The 16,468-nt window shown below is 30.7% G+C and carries 15 protein-coding genes; 12 read left to right on the top strand and 3 right to left on the bottom strand.

The genetic code is table 11. From position 1 onward, the window contains the following. Positions 1-55 precede the first annotated feature (55 nt). Positions 56-1,294, bottom strand: a complete 1,239-nt coding sequence (locus KDK92_RS20870) for an alpha/beta hydrolase (RefSeq protein WP_250861351.1) — start codon at positions 1,292-1,294, stop codon at positions 56-58. Positions 1,295-1,466: 172 nt separating this feature from the next. Here KDK92_RS20870 and KDK92_RS20865 point away from each other — a divergent pair, with 172 nt between their 5' ends. Next, the gene (locus tag KDK92_RS20865; protein WP_250861350.1) at positions 1,467-2,597 is read left to right on the top strand and encodes a glycerate kinase family protein; all 1,131 of its coding nucleotides are present in this window, start codon (positions 1,467-1,469) and stop codon (positions 2,595-2,597) included. A 53-nt stretch (positions 2,598-2,650) separates the two neighbouring features. Then, the gene (locus KDK92_RS20860; protein WP_250861349.1) at positions 2,651-3,265 is read left to right on the top strand and encodes a LysE/ArgO family amino acid transporter; all 615 of its coding nucleotides are present in this window, start codon (positions 2,651-2,653) and stop codon (positions 3,263-3,265) included. Between the two features lie 161 nt (positions 3,266-3,426). On the opposite strand, the gene KDK92_RS20855 is transcribed toward KDK92_RS20860, so the two are convergent. Then, positions 3,427-4,365, bottom strand: coding sequence for a Gfo/Idh/MocA family protein (locus KDK92_RS20855; RefSeq protein ID WP_250861348.1), 939 nt, complete (start codon positions 4,363-4,365; stop codon positions 3,427-3,429). A gap of 110 nt (positions 4,366-4,475) precedes the next feature. Between KDK92_RS20855 and KDK92_RS20850 the strand changes: the two genes are divergently transcribed. Further along, positions 4,476-5,435, top strand: coding sequence for a helix-turn-helix transcriptional regulator (locus KDK92_RS20850; protein WP_250861347.1), 960 nt, complete (start codon positions 4,476-4,478; stop codon positions 5,433-5,435). A gap of 80 nt (positions 5,436-5,515) precedes the next feature. On the opposite strand, the gene putP is transcribed toward KDK92_RS20850, so the two are convergent. After that, a complete protein-coding gene (gene putP / locus KDK92_RS20845; protein WP_250861346.1) occupies positions 5,516-6,988 on the bottom strand; it encodes a sodium/proline symporter PutP in 1,473 nt (490 codons plus the stop codon). Between the two features lie 658 nt (positions 6,989-7,646). Here putP and KDK92_RS20840 point away from each other — a divergent pair. The 9 genes from KDK92_RS20840 (at position 7,647) to KDK92_RS20800 (ending at position 16,351) form a co-directional block, all read left to right on the top strand. Continuing rightward, the gene (locus KDK92_RS20840; RefSeq protein ID WP_250861345.1) at positions 7,647-8,204 is read left to right on the top strand and encodes a sugar O-acetyltransferase; all 558 of its coding nucleotides are present in this window, start codon (positions 7,647-7,649) and stop codon (positions 8,202-8,204) included. 327 nt (positions 8,205-8,531) lie between these two features. After that, positions 8,532-9,452: an ABC transporter ATP-binding protein gene (locus KDK92_RS20835; RefSeq protein WP_250861344.1), complete on the top strand. Its 921-nt coding sequence runs from the start codon at positions 8,532-8,534 to the stop codon at positions 9,450-9,452. Further along, positions 9,445-10,185, top strand: a complete 741-nt coding sequence (locus KDK92_RS20830; protein WP_250861343.1) for an ABC transporter permease — start codon at positions 9,445-9,447, stop codon at positions 10,183-10,185. The genes KDK92_RS20835 and KDK92_RS20830 overlap by 8 nt, the downstream gene beginning before the upstream one ends. A gap of 11 nt (positions 10,186-10,196) precedes the next feature. Next, positions 10,197-10,934, top strand: coding sequence for an ABC transporter permease (locus tag KDK92_RS20825; protein WP_250861342.1), 738 nt, complete (start codon positions 10,197-10,199; stop codon positions 10,932-10,934). 129 nt (positions 10,935-11,063) lie between these two features. Further along, positions 11,064-12,023 carry a GNAT family N-acetyltransferase gene (locus KDK92_RS20820; RefSeq protein ID WP_250861341.1) on the top strand — a complete coding sequence of 320 codons (960 nt, stop codon included), beginning with the start codon at positions 11,064-11,066 and terminating at the stop codon, positions 12,021-12,023. 197 nt (positions 12,024-12,220) lie between these two features. Beyond that, entirely contained in the window at positions 12,221-13,264 is a 1,044-nt protein-coding gene (locus KDK92_RS20815; protein WP_250861340.1) for a MerR family transcriptional regulator, read from the top strand. Between the two features lie 290 nt (positions 13,265-13,554). After that, entirely contained in the window at positions 13,555-14,454 is a 900-nt protein-coding gene (locus tag KDK92_RS20810; protein WP_250861339.1) for a GNAT family N-acetyltransferase, read from the top strand. Between the two features lie 45 nt (positions 14,455-14,499). Further along, complete coding sequence (locus tag KDK92_RS20805; protein ID WP_250861338.1) at positions 14,500-15,345, top strand: DUF2785 domain-containing protein; 846 nt, start codon at positions 14,500-14,502, stop codon at positions 15,343-15,345. Between the two features lie 145 nt (positions 15,346-15,490). Next, positions 15,491-16,351, top strand: coding sequence for a DUF2785 domain-containing protein (locus KDK92_RS20800; RefSeq protein ID WP_250861337.1), 861 nt, complete (start codon positions 15,491-15,493; stop codon positions 16,349-16,351). Positions 16,352-16,468: the final 117 nt, after the last annotated feature.

Genomic DNA, 16,468 nt, shown 5'->3' with positions numbered 1-16,468 from the left:
AGCAAGCTTAAGTAGAAATATTTTAAGCTTGCTTTGATTTTATTATTTAAGAAGCTTAATATTTACCTATTAATGCAATAAGTCCAGTTGCTAAAGTTTCCCCCCAACAAAGATAGTCATGTCCACCTTTGAATTCTTCATAAGATACTAAATAACCCTTTGATATTAATACATCTCTAAAAGTTTGATTCGCTTCATATATTTGAGGGCCTTCTAAAATACCGATATTCAAATAAAATTTAAGAGGTAGTTTATCAATATTTTTAAATTGTCTTGCCAGCCAATTTCTTTTTTCTGGGTTCTCATAATCTTCACGCTTGTACCAATACGAACCAGATTGAGATAGAATATTACCAAAAACATTAGGGAATCTTAATCCCATAAATGAGGCAGTAAGTCCACCAAGACTTAACCCTCCTATGATACTTTTAGATGGATCAGTAGTTACATTATAGTGTTCACGAACCCAAGGAAGAACTTCATCTACCACATAAGAGGAAAAATTATCATTACACATTAATTCAGTCATTCTGTCATCATTTGAATCAATGAATACCGCAACAGTAGGTGGAATTTTATTATCATTGATTAAATTATCTAGAATTTCTTTAGCTGAAATTCTTAGATATTCTGCCCCATCGTTCAATACTAGAAGATTATACGGTTCATTTGTCTTGCGATAGTTTGATGGGGTGTAGATTGTTATGTTTCGTTCATTTTTTAATATCTCACTTTTAGATTTAAGTGTTTCAATTTTACCTTTTAAAGTATCAATTCTTTCTTTTACCCAAATATGCTCGTCTACATCAGGCATATTCACATAATCTATAACGAAATCTTTTTCAGTTTCACTATCATTAGGGAAGATAAGTTTATTTTTGTTAAATGAATCCTTTATCATTCTTTCAGGATATTCAGAAGCTTTTTCAAATGGACAATTAAGTAATAACATGTAACTAAGGCGAACATCATTCCTTACGATACATGATGCATACCAAACATTGGTATTTGAGATACACTCAAATTTAAATTCAGAAAGTCCATATGAAGCACAATCAATATTATTAGGATTACTATTCACTGGAACATAAAGCTGTAGTGATTCTGTATTATCATCTCCTTTATAGATAAATGTAACTAATGAAAATTCACTATCACCATCTATACTTTCTATTATAGGTGTTCCTGTTTTTTTTATATTACTCCAGAAAGAATCAACAAAGTTAATATTTCCAGATTCAATTTCTTTATAAAGCTCATTAATTATAGTGCTTTTATGTTTGTTGATAGTCATGGTTTATCACACTCCAAGAAGTTTAATTAAACTAATTTTCTATTAATATAAATCTTTAGTAGTATTTAAAGTATAGAATATTTAGATAAATATATCAAATATTAGTGGAAAGTAGTTTATAATTAAACTTAGGAAGAACATTTGAATTTTTATTTTATTGAGAGGTGAAATTATGAAAATTCTTATAGCAACAGATTCATTCAAGGGAAGCATGACATCAAATGAAGTAGCTGGTTTTTTAGAAAGTGGATTTAAAACTATAGATGAAGAGTTAGAGATAATAAAAGTTCCTATTTCGGATGGTGGAGAAGGTTTGGTTGATTCTTTAATATCGAGCAATAATGGCAAAAGAGTTGAACTAAACGTAACTGGACCCTTGGGTAAAGAAATTAGTTCATACTATGGGTTATCAGAGGACGGTAAGACTGCGTATATTGAAGTTGCCACCGCAATTGGATTATATTTATTGAATGAGAATGAAAGAAATCCAATGAATACAACAACATATGGTGTTGGAGAGTTGATATTGGATGCTGTAGGAAAAGGATGTAATAATATTATAGTTGGACTTGGGGGAAGCTCCACAAATGATGGTGGAATGGGCATGGCTAGAGCATTAGGAGTAAGATTCTTGTCAAAAACAGGTGAAGAGTTACTTGGTTATGGAAAAGAACTAGAGTTAGTAAATAAGATTGATCTTTCTAATATGCCCTCGGTGCTAAAAGCTGTAAACTTTAAAATAGCCTGTGATGTGGACAATCCTCTTACAGGAGAAAATGGGGCTACATATGTTTTTTCACCACAAAAGGGTGCGAATACAGAAATGATGGTTGAGCTTGAAAAAGGCATGTTAAATTACCAAGCTGTTATTGAAGAAACACTAAAGAGTGATATCTCCAAGACAAGAGGCGGGGGAGCAGCAGGTGGTTTAGGAGCAGCTTTCCTTAGTTATTTAGATGGAAAAATGGTACAAGGGATTAAATTGGTTATTGCTGAAACAAAGTTAGAAGAGAAGATTAAAACAGCTGACTTGATAATAACTGGGGAAGGAAAAATTGATAATCAGACTTTATATGGCAAAGTTCCAGTAGGAATTTCTTCACTAGGAAAGAAGTATAACAAGAAGACTATAGCTATAGCAGGTAAAGTTGATATTGAAAATGAAGATTTATTTGATTGTGGGATTGAAGATATCATATGTATAACACCTGAGGGAATGATGTTAGAGGATGCAATGAAGCGAGCGAAAGAGAATACCTTTAATATAGCGAAAGTTATTTATGAAAAGTATATAAAATTATGATATATGAATGAGTTAGAAAATTTGGATGATTAATTATACGAGGGGGAGAGAAAATGATTAAATATTTACTTCAAGGATTCATGTTAGGACTAGCCTATGTTGCTCCAATTGGAATGCAGAATCTCTATGTTATAAACACAGCAATAGATAAAAGTAAACTAAGGGCATATCAGGTGGCATTAACTACGATTTTCTTTGATATCTCATTGGCTTTGGCTTGTTTCTTTGGTGTTGGAGCACTAATGGAAAAGTTACCAATCCTTAAGTTAGGAGTTCTGCTTGTTGGGAGCATAGCAGTGCTATATATTGGTATTCAGCTAATTATAAGTAAAGTTGATAATCATGAAAAGGTTGATGTGAACAAATCAATGATACAGGTTATTTTAACTTGTTTCTTAATAACTTGGGCTAATCCACAGGCTCTTATTGATGGTTCACTTTTGCTAGGAGGTGTTAAAGCATCTTTAACACCAGAAGCAGGAAGTATATTTATAATTGGTGTATGTATAGCTTCTATGTCCTGGTTTTTAGGATTAACAACAATGGTATCAATATTTAAGAACAGTTTTAATGAGAAGGTTATAAAGATAATAAATGTTGTATGTGGAGTTATAATTATTTATTATGGACTTAAGTTAGGGTATAGTTTTGTTCAAGCTATAATATAATTAATATTTTCTAACATAAGAAGCAACATTTAATTGTAAACAATATATTAGTGCAAGAAAAGTTGCGATAATATTCTTTACTTTAGATATAATTTTATAGGATAAGTAGTTGATTAAGACAAACTACTTATCCTTTTTCAGTTTATTTTCCGTAGTAAACTTTACACTTTTTCTAATAATAAGTTTTTAGCGTTAATTGCAATTTCTAGAGATTTTATTGCATCATCAATACCTAATTTAGTAGGTATGTTTTTATTGCAACAATCCAGTACATGTTTTATAGATTCTTCATAACAATTCTTATCATTTAACTCAATGTCCATAACAGTACTATTGGTATATAACTTACAACTTATGTCAGAACCAGCTTCATAGCACTTCTCAGAAAACTCTATTACTGCATTTTCAAACACTGCTTCATATCCAACTGTGAAAGGATAGTATTTAGCCATCATGGATGAGCTTTGAACTTGAACAAGGGTATCTTTATAGTTAAGATTAGCAATTACGATAGATTCACCTTCTTTAGTGGGAAGTCCACTAACTGAAATATTATCAGGAGATCCAAGTAACCAAGTTATGAAATCAAATTCATGAATCATAAGATTTGTAGTTATATTACCTATACCTAAATCACCCCAGAATGGTGGAGTATTTCTTTTAAGGTATAATGCTTTTAAGTTTCCATACTCCTTTTTTTGAGCTAAGTTAAATAAGAATTCATATGGAGGTTCATGTTTTATAAACAAATCTACAAATACCTTTTTACCATATTCTTTTTCACATTCTTTCATTGCAATTGCATCAGCAAGTGATAAGCTAACAGGAGTTTCACAGTATACATTTTTTCCATTCTTTAAAGCTTCAATAACATATTTTCTATGTAAATTACTTGGAAGACAAATATCTACTAAATCAATATCTGGATTAGTTAATATGTCGTTGATATTGTCAGTAACCTCTATCTGAAGTTCTGTTTTTATTTTATTTAGTTTATCTTTATCTCGTCCAAATATGATTATTGATTCTACATCACTTAATTTTTTATAAATGCTAGCATGATAGCGGCCAAATCCAGTACCTAATATACCTATTTTCATGGTAATCTCTCCTCTAAAAATATCATTTTTGTATTAGTATAACAACCAATTGTTGACAGTAGTGTGTCATAAATATATAATTTATTTAATAAAATTTGGGAGATGTGCTTATGAGGGTTCATAGATTAATTTCAATTTTACTTATGGTGGAGAGTCGTGGAAAGATTAAAGCTAAGGTGCTTGCAGAAAAACTTGAAACATCAGTAAGAACAATATATAGGGATATTGATATATTGTGTGAAGCTGGTATACCATTAACATCATCAACTGGTCCAAATGGAGGAGTGCATTTTATTGAGGGATATTCAATTGGACTTAGTGACCTTAAAGGAGAAGATATGATAAATTTATATCTTAGTGGCATAGGGATACAGCCGGATAATGGCAGTGATATGGGAATGAAGTTGAATAATGCTCTAATTAAGCTTGAAAAAAATCTACCATCTAAGTATGGTGATGATATTAAGAAAATAAAGCAGAGTTTTCATTTTGATGATTCACCATGGTGGGGAGAGAGTACATCCTTAGGATATATGGATAGTTTAATAAATGCTGTATGGAAATCTATGAAATTGAGAATTACTTATGAAAAGGCTAAGGGTGTTACATCAGAAAGAACCATCAGGCCATATGGAATTGTGGTAAAGAGAATGGAATGGTATATGGTTGCATATGATGAAGAAAAAAATGATATAAGAACATTTAAATGCGAGCGAATAATAAAGATTGACGAAATAAAGGATGTATTTACGATACCAGAGAATTTTTCTATTGATGATTATTGGAATAAGAGTAAGATGGTTTTTAAAAACATTTGTAGACAAAATGAATATTATCCTTTAGATGTAAAGATTCATAAGAGTAGAGCTGATATTCTTAATGGATTGGAGATATTGGAGATAAAACAGGACAAGCATTATGTAATTGCTACAATAAACATGCATAAATATGAGTTTGCTTGTGAAGAGGTAAGAGATGTTCTAGGATATGGAGAGATATTACGACCTAGTGAAATGAGAGAGTTTGTGAAAAATGAACTTAATAATTTAATTTTAAAGTATGAAGAATAGATGTCTTAAAAAAGGGGACAGTTCTCAAGTTTTTATTCTATTGAATAGAAAAACTTGAGAACTGTCCCCTTTCTAAATTATTATAAGCTTCTTTCAAATTCATTAAATTCTTGTTGGATTTTTGGATTACTTTCTTCTTTAACAAGTGTAGTTATGATTATAACTGCACAGGATAGTAGGAATGCTGGTAGCATTTCATATAAATCAAATATGCCACCCTGTAAGGATTTCCATATGATAGTTGTTACTCCTCCAGTTATTATACCAAGGATGGCACTTAATCTGCTCATTTTTCTCCAGTAAAGAGAAATGATGATTGTTGGTCCGAAAGAGGCACCGAATCCAGCCCAAGCATAGGATACTAAATCCATTATGGAGTTAGTTGGATTTAGAGCAATAACATAAGCTAATACCGCAATTACAATGACAGCAGCTCTACTTACTAGAATTAATTCTTTATCTTTGATAGTTCGTTTTAATAAGGTTTTGTATAGATCTTCACTTACAGAAGATGCAGCAACAAGTAATTGAGAGTCAGCTGTACTCATAATTGCTGCTAAAATAGCTGCTAAAAACAAACCGGCCATATAAGGATTAAAGAGTCCTTTAACCAATACAATAAATACTGTTTCAGAAGCAGATTCATTAAGTGTACCTGCAAGTGTTATTCTAGCGATAATACCTATGAGAACAGCTGCAATTAAAGAAAAGAAAACCCATGAAATTGCTATTTTCTTTGCACTTTTAATCTCACTTGCGTTTTTAATTGCCATAAATCTCATAAGAATATGAGGTTGTCCAAAATAACCAATACCCCAGCTAAGTGAGGATAATATAGCGATTACACCTATGGTATCAGAGTTGAAAATCTGTAAGAATTCTTTTGGCATATGAGATAGTGCATTAAATACCTCAGTGGTTCCTCCATGAGAAGACACTGCCATTATAGGAACTATGATGATTGCAAAAAACATAAGAATACCTTGGAAGAAATCTGTCCAACAAACAGCTAAGAATCCTCCTAAGAAAGTATATAAAACTATAATTATTACTCCAACAGTAAGTGACAAGGTATAAGATATTCCAAATACACTGTTAAAAAGTTTTCCACCAGCAACAAAGCCGGATGCAGTATAAATAAGAAAGAATATAAGAATTATTATTGAAGAGGATATCTTCAACATATTACTGTTATCCTTGAAACGATTGTGAAAATATTGTGGGATGGTTATAGAATTGTTAGATACCTCTGTATATATTCTTAATCGCTTAGCGATAAAACTCCAATTGATGAATGTACCTAAAAATAAACCAAGTGCAATCCAAAATGTCTGCAAACCACCTACATAGGCAGCTCCAGGCAAACCCATCAAGAGCCATCCACTCATATCAGAAGCTTGGGCGCTTAATGATATAACAAGGCCGCCGAGATTCCTTCCACCAAGTAGATAATCCTCAGATTTATTGGATTTCTTAAAAAAATAAATGCCTATTGAAAGCATAAATATGAAATAAAGAACAAAAACAAATAAAACTCCCCCAAAGTTAACCATAAAAACCCGTTGCCAAAACTCTATAAAACCCTATAAAGTTTGTTTAATTCCCTGTTCAACGTGTCCAGTTTGATCCTAAGACTACTTCTGTTTGATATAACACTCCAAGGGCATAAATTCGGATACAACGCATCCTACATATACAAGTTTACTTTTAAGTGTAATCACTTGTATAAACTGCATTTGCTTGGCTCTCGCTAATTAGTTACTCAATTAAATTTAGTTTTACACTAACACCCTCAAGATTCTACTCCATGATTACACCACTTTCGCAATGTATGGGATTCACAATAGCTAATACTATTATACCTCGAATTCACCAATTGTATCCTTATCAAAATTTCACATACTTTTATAAAGTTTATTAGGAATTTCGCAACAGTCACCTCCTCCTCTTTTGTTTGCTTTACTGAAGTAAAGTATTAAAGTTTATTATACAAGCTTTCTGTAATCAAATCAATATGAAATTAATGTATTTAAAATTAGGGGACAATTCTCAGGGTTTTTGAATCATAGAATCAAAAATCTTGAGAACTGTCCCTTGGTTAGTGATAAAATTATGGTATTAAGTATTAAGTATTAAGTATTAAGTATTAAGTATTAAGTATTAAGTATTAAGTATTAAGTATTAAGTATTAAGTATTAAGGAGTGTAAATCATGAGAAGTGAAAAAGAAAAGATGCTTGCAGGAGATTATTATGATGCAGGGGATGAAACACTTGTGAAGGAAAGAGAACATGCTAGAGAGTTAATATATGATTTCAATAATGCAAGACCTAAGGAAATTGAGAAAAAAGCGAGAATATTGAGAGAGTTAATTAATGCAAAAGGTACCTTTCATATAGAACCACCTTTTTATTGTGATTATGGATACAATATAGAAATTGGAGATAACTTCTATGCCAATTTTGGATGTGTTGTATTAGATGTTAATAGGGTTATCATTGGAGATAATGTGCTTATGGCACCGAATGTTCAAATATACACTGCTACACATCCAACCAATCCAAAAGAAAGATTGACAGGAAAAGAGTTTGCTAAGACAATTACAATAGGCGATAATGTTTGGATTGGTGGGGGAGCAATAATTTGTCCAGGAGTAACTATAGGAAGTAATACCACTATAGCAGCGGGGAGCGTTGTTACAAAAAACATCCCTGATAATGTTATTGCAGCTGGAAATCCATGTAAGGTCATAAGGCGATTACAAAGATGAGAAAATTACACTTTAATTTCAATAAACTGTACCCATGCATTTTGAATTAGTTAAATATTGTTATGTTATATTATTAAGCAGATTGTTATGACTTATAAAGAAATAGGAATAAACAAGATGCTTATTAAGGCGTTAGTACCAATAGAAACAAAATAAGATAAAATTAATTAATGATTTAATAAATTTGTAATAATTATGTAGTTGAGAATTAATGACTATGCCTTATCATTATATTTGTGAGGAAGAAATATGAAAGATCTTTTCAAAAGAGATGTTTCATAACTACACAGATAAGGTATGGTCATTAAATATTTGGAGGGAATAATTATGAAAGAGATAATAAGAACTTATGATTTAACAAAGAAGTTTAGTAATAAGACTATTGTAGATAATGTTAATATGACAATAAATAAAGGGCAGATATACGGATTTTTAGGAAGAAATGGGGCTGGTAAAACAACTACATTGAGAATGTTGATGGGATTGATTTCACCAACAAAAGGGGAATATGAACTGTTTGGAAAGAAGATGGGGAATAGAGATGTGTTAGGAAGAATAGGATCAATAATTGAGACTCCTGGATTTTATCCTAACCTTACAGCAAGAGAGAATTTAGATATTCATAGAAGGATGATGGGTATTCCTAATAAAGAATATATTGAAGAGGCTCTAGAATTAGCTGGATTACACAACTTTGATATAAAGAAAAAGAAAGTTAAGAAATTTTCACTAGGTATGAAGCAGCGATTAGGGTTAGCTAGAGCACTTTTGCATAAACCAGAATTATTAATTCTTGATGAACCAACTAATGGATTAGATCCAGTTGGTATAAAAGAGATAAGAGAAACATTGATTAGACTTAATAAGGAAAGAGAATTAACAATAATAATATCAAGTCATATACTTGGGGAAATACAACAGTTAGCAACTAATATAGGAATAATTCATAATGGAAAGCTTCTTGAGGAGATTGATTACAGCAAATTTAAAGAAAAGAATAAGAATTATGTAAACCTACATGTGAGTGATGACAAGAAAGCTGTTACTTTATTAGAAAGGGAGTTTGGCATAAGAAATTACACAGTGACAGAACCAAATAAAATAAGAATTTATGACATGATTGATAAATCAAATGAGATAGCAAGAAAGATGATAACTAACAGTGTGGATGTTCATGAAGTGAGTGTCATGAATGATAATCTTGAAGATTACTTTATCAAGATTACAGGGGGGAATAAAAGTGCTTGATTTTGTTTATTGTGAGCTATTGAAATTTAAACGTACTGGTTATATAAGCTTTGGAATAGCATTTGTGATTATGTGGTCTCCAGGTTTATTATTTGCAAATCCCCCATCTGGACAGGGTGCTTGGTATAGAATGTTCTATCAATATGAAAATATTGCTTTTGGAATTCTATATCCAATCATTATTACCATCTTGGTATCACTTATTTTCACAAGAGATGTGAGAAATGATACTGCAAGTGTGATGTTCACTTACCCAACTGGAAGAAAAGGGATGATTTTAAATAAACTTATAACTGGTGCGATACTTATTGGCGTAATATATATTGCATCATTTATAGGAATTGTGCTAGGTGGGATGATCTTTATAAAATCTCCAATGGACTTTGGCGCAATATTAAATCATGGAAAGGTGTTCATAGCTTCATGGTCTCTACAGATAGTTATAATGCCGATGACAGCACTGGTTTCTCTATTATTTGGAAATATTACAGTTTCATTTTTTTATGCAATGTTTTTGCTAATTGCAAATTTTTCATATGTTGTTGGTGGTATGTGCAAAGATATAGCATTTTCAATACTTCCAGTAATAATAAATTTGAATACTCCAAGTTCAATGATAGATAAGCCATTAAAAATAGTTATTTCAGATTATCATATAATTTTAGGTATGTGTGTATTCACAATAGGATTGATAGGATGTTTAATTTATAGTAGAAAAGCGAATATAAATTAGGAGGAAATGATATGGGAACTATAGTATTATGTGAATTGAAAAAGATAAAAATTAAGTGGTGGCATTTATTGAGTGTTGGATTTCTATTGTTTCAAGCTAGTGGGATGCTTCTAAATTCATCAACAATGAAAAGTGCCGATGATACTTTTACATGGATACAGATGGGGTTGTTTTCATATGCCTATTTAGCAGTAACTAATGTAGTAGCTATTGAAGTTATATTGAGAGAGTTTATCAACAAAACTGCATCAACTACATTCTCTTATGAACAAGAAAGATGGAAAATATATATTGGAAAATTAATCGCAATATTTATAATTTCATTAATGATGTATGCTATAACATTTTGTTTTATCTTAGTGTTTAGTATAATAAAAACAAGAAGCACTCTTACTTCATCAGTTATAGTAAAACATTTAATATTAACTATAAAAGCATATGGATATCAAATGCTTATGGTTACAGTAACTGCGAGTATAGCACTTGCATGCAAAAATTATATTGTTCCATTGCTGTATATTGGAATTCAATTGGTTTTGAGTTTCTTGTTCCTATGTAATCCAGGGTTTAGATCATTTATACCATTTCCACTTCCTGTAATTAATAATCTTATTTTGATTAAGGATAATTATAACATTCTTGATGGATTATCTGTACTACCTAGTCAAGTAGCAATAGCAGTTATTCTATTCATAGGTGGAATAGTTTTTGGATGCGTTTATATTAATAGAATGGAAGTTGAAAAATAATAAGATAGTAATATGAAATGTGAATAGGTAGTAAATAATTATAATTGAATGATACCTACTCTAAAACAATAGTATATGCAATAATATTTACATGGAAATAAATATTATAAAGTTTAAGGGGTAGGTTGGTTGAATATAAAAATTAGAAGTGAACAAATCAAGGATTATAGAAGAATAGCAGAGATAAATGCTTTAGCCTTTGAAGGTGAATATGTAGGAGAGGTAACAATGGTTGACTCTTTAAGACATGGAACTATGTTTGATCAAGAATTATCTTTGGTTGCAGAGGTAGAAGGAAAAGTGATGGGACATGTACTCTTCTATCCATTTGATATGTACTTAAACGGTAAAATCACCAAGACTGTTTGCTTAGGTCCAATAGCAGTAGATCCAGAGTTTCAAAAGAGTGGAGTAGGTGGAAACTTAATCGAAGAGGGACACAAGATTCTTAAAGAAAAGGGATATAAGCTATCATTCTTATTTGGACACCCAAGTTATTACCCTAGGTTTGGGTATATAATGAACATGTTTGGTAAGAGTAATATTAAATTTGAAATAGATAATATGAAACAAATAGAGATGGCAAGTGATGAAATTAAAGAAAGAACAGTAAAACCTAGTGATTTAAAAGAGTTGATGGGTATATGGGAAAATTGGTATGGAGATATTGATTTAGCAATCAGACCAGGAGAAGGGTTAATGGATTGGATATCACATACATCGGATATAAAGGCATCAGTTTTTTTGAAAAGCCAAGAGATAATTGGATTTGTTAGATACAACAAAAACAATCTTAATGATATAAGAATGTTTATTGCCAAGAATAAAGAGGCCACTATGGAGATATTAAAATATCTTAAAAATTCTACATCAATGAAGTCAATAGAGCTTCCGGTCCACCCTGATTCTACAGCTATAAACTTCTTCGAGGATTTGGAGTATATGGTAGATTTACAGACATGGGATGCTGGAATGATAAAGATTCTAGATGAAAATGATAAAGATGTTGAAATATATTGCAGAGAAGTTCAAGAAGGTATAAGAAAAGCCGGTTTGATAGTATATCCTCCTAGCTATGACATGGCTTAAGGTGGGGGACAGTTCTCAATAAATTTATGAATCTTCTAATTTAGATTACATCTAAATTAGAGGATTTTTATATTTAGATGGGGACAGTTCTCAATTTTTACGAGTAAGAATCCAAAAATTTTAAAAATAATGTTGACCTTAATCTAAAGCTAAGGTTTATACTCTAAATCATAAGAGATATTTAGGGGGGTTATTTAATGAGTAAAAAATATAATGTTAAAGAGGTAGCTGAGGTATTTAAGATTCCAGCCAATAAGTTGAGATTTTATGAGAAAAAAGGTTTGATGAATCCTGAAAGAGGGGAAAATAACTATAGATATTATTATGAAGAGGATTTTATAAGGATACAAACAATACTCATGTACAGAGCTTTAAATTTGCCAGTTGAAAATATTAAGGATTTACTTGATAATGCTGATAAAGATAATGTACTTGATCATTTCTACAAACAGTGGGAAGCAGTAAACAATAATATACATCGTATGAGAGACGTTAAGAATTCATTGGAACAGATAATGGATTCTATATATGAGGGAAATAATGATGGATTCGTAGCAGGTATTATAAAATCATCTCAAGAATTGAATCATATTCAGGAGACTAGGGATAATTGGAAAGATAAATGGAATTTTGATAGTTGGGCTAAAAGATATGATAAAGATGTGAATAAGGATATAGGAAAATTAAAGTTATATAAGAATTATGATGAGTTGCTTGATAGTGTGTATTTGAAAGCAGTTGAAGGTATGGGGCAAGCGGATTCTATCTTAGATATAGGGGTTGGTACAGGAAATTTATCAAATAGATTTCTAGAGAAAGGATATAGTGTTACTGGTGTGGATCAATCACGGGAAATGATGAACGTTGCTAAGAATAAATACCCCAAATTAAAGCTAAGGTTAGGAGAGTTTCTAAAGTTACCATTTGACAATGATTCATTTGATTGCATTGTAACCACATATGCATTTCACCACCTTAATGATGAGGAAAAGAAGTTAGGAATTAAGGAAATGATGAGAGTACTAAAAGAAGATGGTAGTATTGTAATTGGGGATATGATGTTTGAAGATGAAGATAGCAGAAGAGAGATATTTGATAGATATACTAAAGAGCAGATTGAAGAGATAGAAGATGAGTATTATTCAAATATAAGTGTTTTAAGGGAAGCGTTCCAGAAATACGGGAAAATAGTAGATGTGCAGAGAATAGATGAATTAATATATATGGTGTGTGTTCACTAAATAAAAAATAGGAGGGACAGTTCTAAATATTTCGCTATTATAAATAATGAAATATTGAGAACCATCCCTCCTATTTTTGAGTAAAGGATGATTATAATCAAAATATACCTATTATTAAATTTAGTAGGCATGATAAAATAAAATAGGACAAGTCGAGAAATCTAGAGAAAGAGCGGGTTTCCTAAGTTAGAGGGGGATTAAAGCCATGAACGTAAATTAAAAGGATATGTAATAGAAGATTGATGAATATAAATTGATAAATAAAAAAAATCTTAGGAGTTATGATATATATGAAAGAGTATAGATTTATTAAAGATTATAAAAGTAATGATGAGTTAAGAAAAAGTTTCAGTAAATTAGCAACAGAGACTTTTGGTATTGATTTTGAACCATGGTACAAGAACGGTTTTTGGAAAGAGAATTATGTGTGCTATTCATTAGTTTGTGATAATGAAGTAGTGGCTAATGCTTCTGTGAACTATCTTGATGTGGTTATTGGAGAAGAGTCTATAAAAGCTGTACAAATTGGGACTGTTATGACTCATGATTCTCTAAGAAGAAAAGGATTAGCAAGAAAGCTTATGGAAAAGATTTTAGAGGACCATAGAGATAAATATGAATTGATTTATTTGTTTGGAGATAAGGATGCATTGGAGTTTTATCCTAAATTTGGATTTGAGACTGTTCATGAGACTGACTTTTCAATGAAATTAAATAAAGAAAAGTTTAGTTTATGTGATAATCAAAAGAATACAAATATTCGAAAGTTAAATATGGATGACGAGCAAGATTTTGATATTATATTAAGATTGACTGAAAATAGAAAACCAGTATCAAAAACATTGAGTGTAGTTAATGATAAATATCTTCTATTGTTTTATTTTCTTTATGTATTTAGAGATGATATTTATTATTTTGAAGAAGAGGATATTATTGTTGTGTACACAGTTGAAGAAGATACGCTACAGTTATTTGATATCATTTCTCAAAATGAGGTTAATATTGAAAGGATGTTGAATAAAATTGTACAAACAGGTATGAAGTGTGTTGAATTTCAGTTCACACCTGATGAAAAAGTTGGAGAAATAATAAAAACAAATAGTACACAACAGGAATATGAGTTATTTGTAATATCTAGAGGGGTAGAGTTACCAAAGGAATTTGTATTTCCTAAGTTATCACATGCTTAGTAATATTATAAAATTAAGGGGGAGTTTATTGTGCAGGGGATTAGTATGAAAAATAAGTTATTAAAATGGAAAGAAAATGATTGGAATATTCCAGAGGAAGTTAATAAGTATGAATTGGCTTTAGAGTTAATGGAAAATCTGAAATCTACAGATCCTGTTTTGAGAGATAGGCTGTCATTAAATTGCTTGTGGAGAATTATTTATCTGGACATGTTATCAAAAAGGGAAGCAAATAATTTATTAGAACTTGCATTAAGTGAAGAACATCTATTTCATAAGTTAGGTTCTATGGAGGATGATTCAGTATTTAACAGAGCTTTTACTGCACTTACTATTCATGCAATAATAAATTATCATAACAATAAATTAGAGGAAACGGGAGAAGCAACATTATCAAAAGAAGTAATTATAGAAGCTTTAGATAAGGTTATGGAATTCTTTAAGAAAGAAAAAGACGTAAGAGGATATGTAGATGTGAAGGGGTGGGCACATTCAGTAGCTCATACTGGAGATGCGCTAGCTAGTTTTGCTGAGTCCATTGAACTAGATAAAGAGCATATGATAGATATTTTAAAAGGAGTTAGAGAAAAGGTTAGTATAGATTATTATGTATATAAGAATGAAGAAGCAGAGCGAATCACTACTGCAATTATGAATATAAGCAATAGAGATGACATTAAAGATGAGGATATTATTGAATGGATACGAAGCTTTAGTGAGATTGAACAGCCAGAGGAGCATCCTAACTATCATTATTTTAGAGAGAATGTGAAGAACTTTCTTAGAAGTGTGTACTTTAGATTTAAAATTAAGGGAGTTAATCTAGCGATATTAAATGAAATAGAAGATGTATTAAATAAAATCAATGAAAGATTTAATGAGTTTATTTAATTATAGAGATTAAGAGAGTATAAAAAGTATTAGGACTAAATAGCTAATACGTTTTTTTCAATAACACTGACATAGTGATGGCATGGTTTATAATCTATAATTAAATTATTGGGGTATTAGAAATAAAGATAAAGGGGAATAAATTATGAGTGATAAAAATTTAAAAAGTAAATTGATAGAATGGAAAGAAAATGATTGGAATATTCCAGAGGAAGTTAATAAGTATGAATTGGCTTTAGAGTTAATGGATGGACTGAAATCTACAGACCCTATTTTAAGAGACGAGCTGTCATTGTCATTCTTGTGGACAGTCATTGATGAGGAAATGCTTTCAAAAAGTGAAGTGAGTAATTTATTGAAACTTGCATTAAGTGAAGAACATCTATTTCATAAGTTAGGGTCAATAGAGGATGATTCAGTCTTTAATAGATCTTTTACTGCGCTTATTATTGGAGCAATGATTGGATATCATAATGATATGCTAGAGGAAGAAGAACAAGCAATATTATCAAAGACAGAAGTTGTGGAAGCTTTCCATAAGGTTATGGAATACTTCAAGAAAGAGAGAGATGTAAGAGGATATGTAGATGTAAAAGGATGGGCACATTCAGCTGCTCATACTGGAGATACGCTAGCTAATTTTGCTGTATGTATTGAATTAGATAAAGAGCATATGTTAGAAATTTTAGAAGGAATTAGAGAGAAGGTTACTATCGATTATTATGTATATAAGAATGTAGAAGCAGAGCGAATTACTTCAACAATTATGTATATCTCAAAAAGAGATGATATTAATGATGAAGATATTATTGAATGGATAAGAAGTTTTAATGACCTTGAACAACCAAAGGATAATCCTCAGTATCATAACTTTATAGAGAATGTGAAGAACTTTCTTAGAAGTATGTACTTTAGATTTAAAGTTAAGGGAGTTGATTCAGAGATATTAAATGAAATAGAAAAGGTGTTAAATAAAATTAATGAAAGATTTAATAAGTTTATTTAATTATATAAATTAATAGAGTAAAAACCGTATTAGGAGTAAATCCCTAATACGGTTTTTTTTGAAAAACACTGACATACTGATGACATGGTTTATAACTTATAATTAAATTATTGGGTT

Source organism: Oceanirhabdus seepicola (assembly GCF_023684385.1).
Lineage (GTDB): Bacteria > Bacillota > Clostridia > Clostridiales > Clostridiaceae > Oceanirhabdus > Oceanirhabdus seepicola.
Note: the sequence above shows the minus strand (reverse complement) of the source record. Positions and strands in the feature narration are given on the sequence as shown.

Bases quoted from the DNA above. Each gene is read 5' to 3' on its own strand.
- KDK92_RS20870 (WP_250861351.1), bottom strand. From the start codon at position 1,294: ATGACTATCAACAAACATAAAAGCACTATAATTAATGAGCTTTATAAA.
- KDK92_RS20865 (WP_250861350.1), top strand. From the start codon at position 1,467: ATGAAAATTCTTATAGCAACAGATTCATTCAAGGGAAGCATGACATCA.
- KDK92_RS20860 (WP_250861349.1), top strand. From the start codon at position 2,651: ATGATTAAATATTTACTTCAAGGATTCATGTTAGGACTAGCCTATGTT.
- KDK92_RS20855 (WP_250861348.1), bottom strand. From the start codon at position 4,365: ATGAAAATAGGTATATTAGGTACTGGATTTGGCCGCTATCATGCTAGC.
- KDK92_RS20850 (WP_250861347.1), top strand. From the start codon at position 4,476: ATGAGGGTTCATAGATTAATTTCAATTTTACTTATGGTGGAGAGTCGT.
- putP (WP_250861346.1), bottom strand. From the start codon at position 6,988: ATGGTTAACTTTGGGGGAGTTTTATTTGTTTTTGTTCTTTATTTCATA.
- KDK92_RS20840 (WP_250861345.1), top strand. From the start codon at position 7,647: ATGAGAAGTGAAAAAGAAAAGATGCTTGCAGGAGATTATTATGATGCA.
- KDK92_RS20835 (WP_250861344.1), top strand. From the start codon at position 8,532: ATGAAAGAGATAATAAGAACTTATGATTTAACAAAGAAGTTTAGTAAT.
- KDK92_RS20825 (WP_250861342.1), top strand. From the start codon at position 10,197: ATGGGAACTATAGTATTATGTGAATTGAAAAAGATAAAAATTAAGTGG.
- KDK92_RS20815 (WP_250861340.1), top strand. From the start codon at position 12,221: ATGAGTAAAAAATATAATGTTAAAGAGGTAGCTGAGGTATTTAAGATT.
- KDK92_RS20810 (WP_250861339.1), top strand. From the start codon at position 13,555: ATGAAAGAGTATAGATTTATTAAAGATTATAAAAGTAATGATGAGTTA.
- KDK92_RS20805 (WP_250861338.1), top strand. From the start codon at position 14,500: ATGAAAAATAAGTTATTAAAATGGAAAGAAAATGATTGGAATATTCCA.
- KDK92_RS20800 (WP_250861337.1), top strand. From the start codon at position 15,491: ATGAGTGATAAAAATTTAAAAAGTAAATTGATAGAATGGAAAGAAAAT.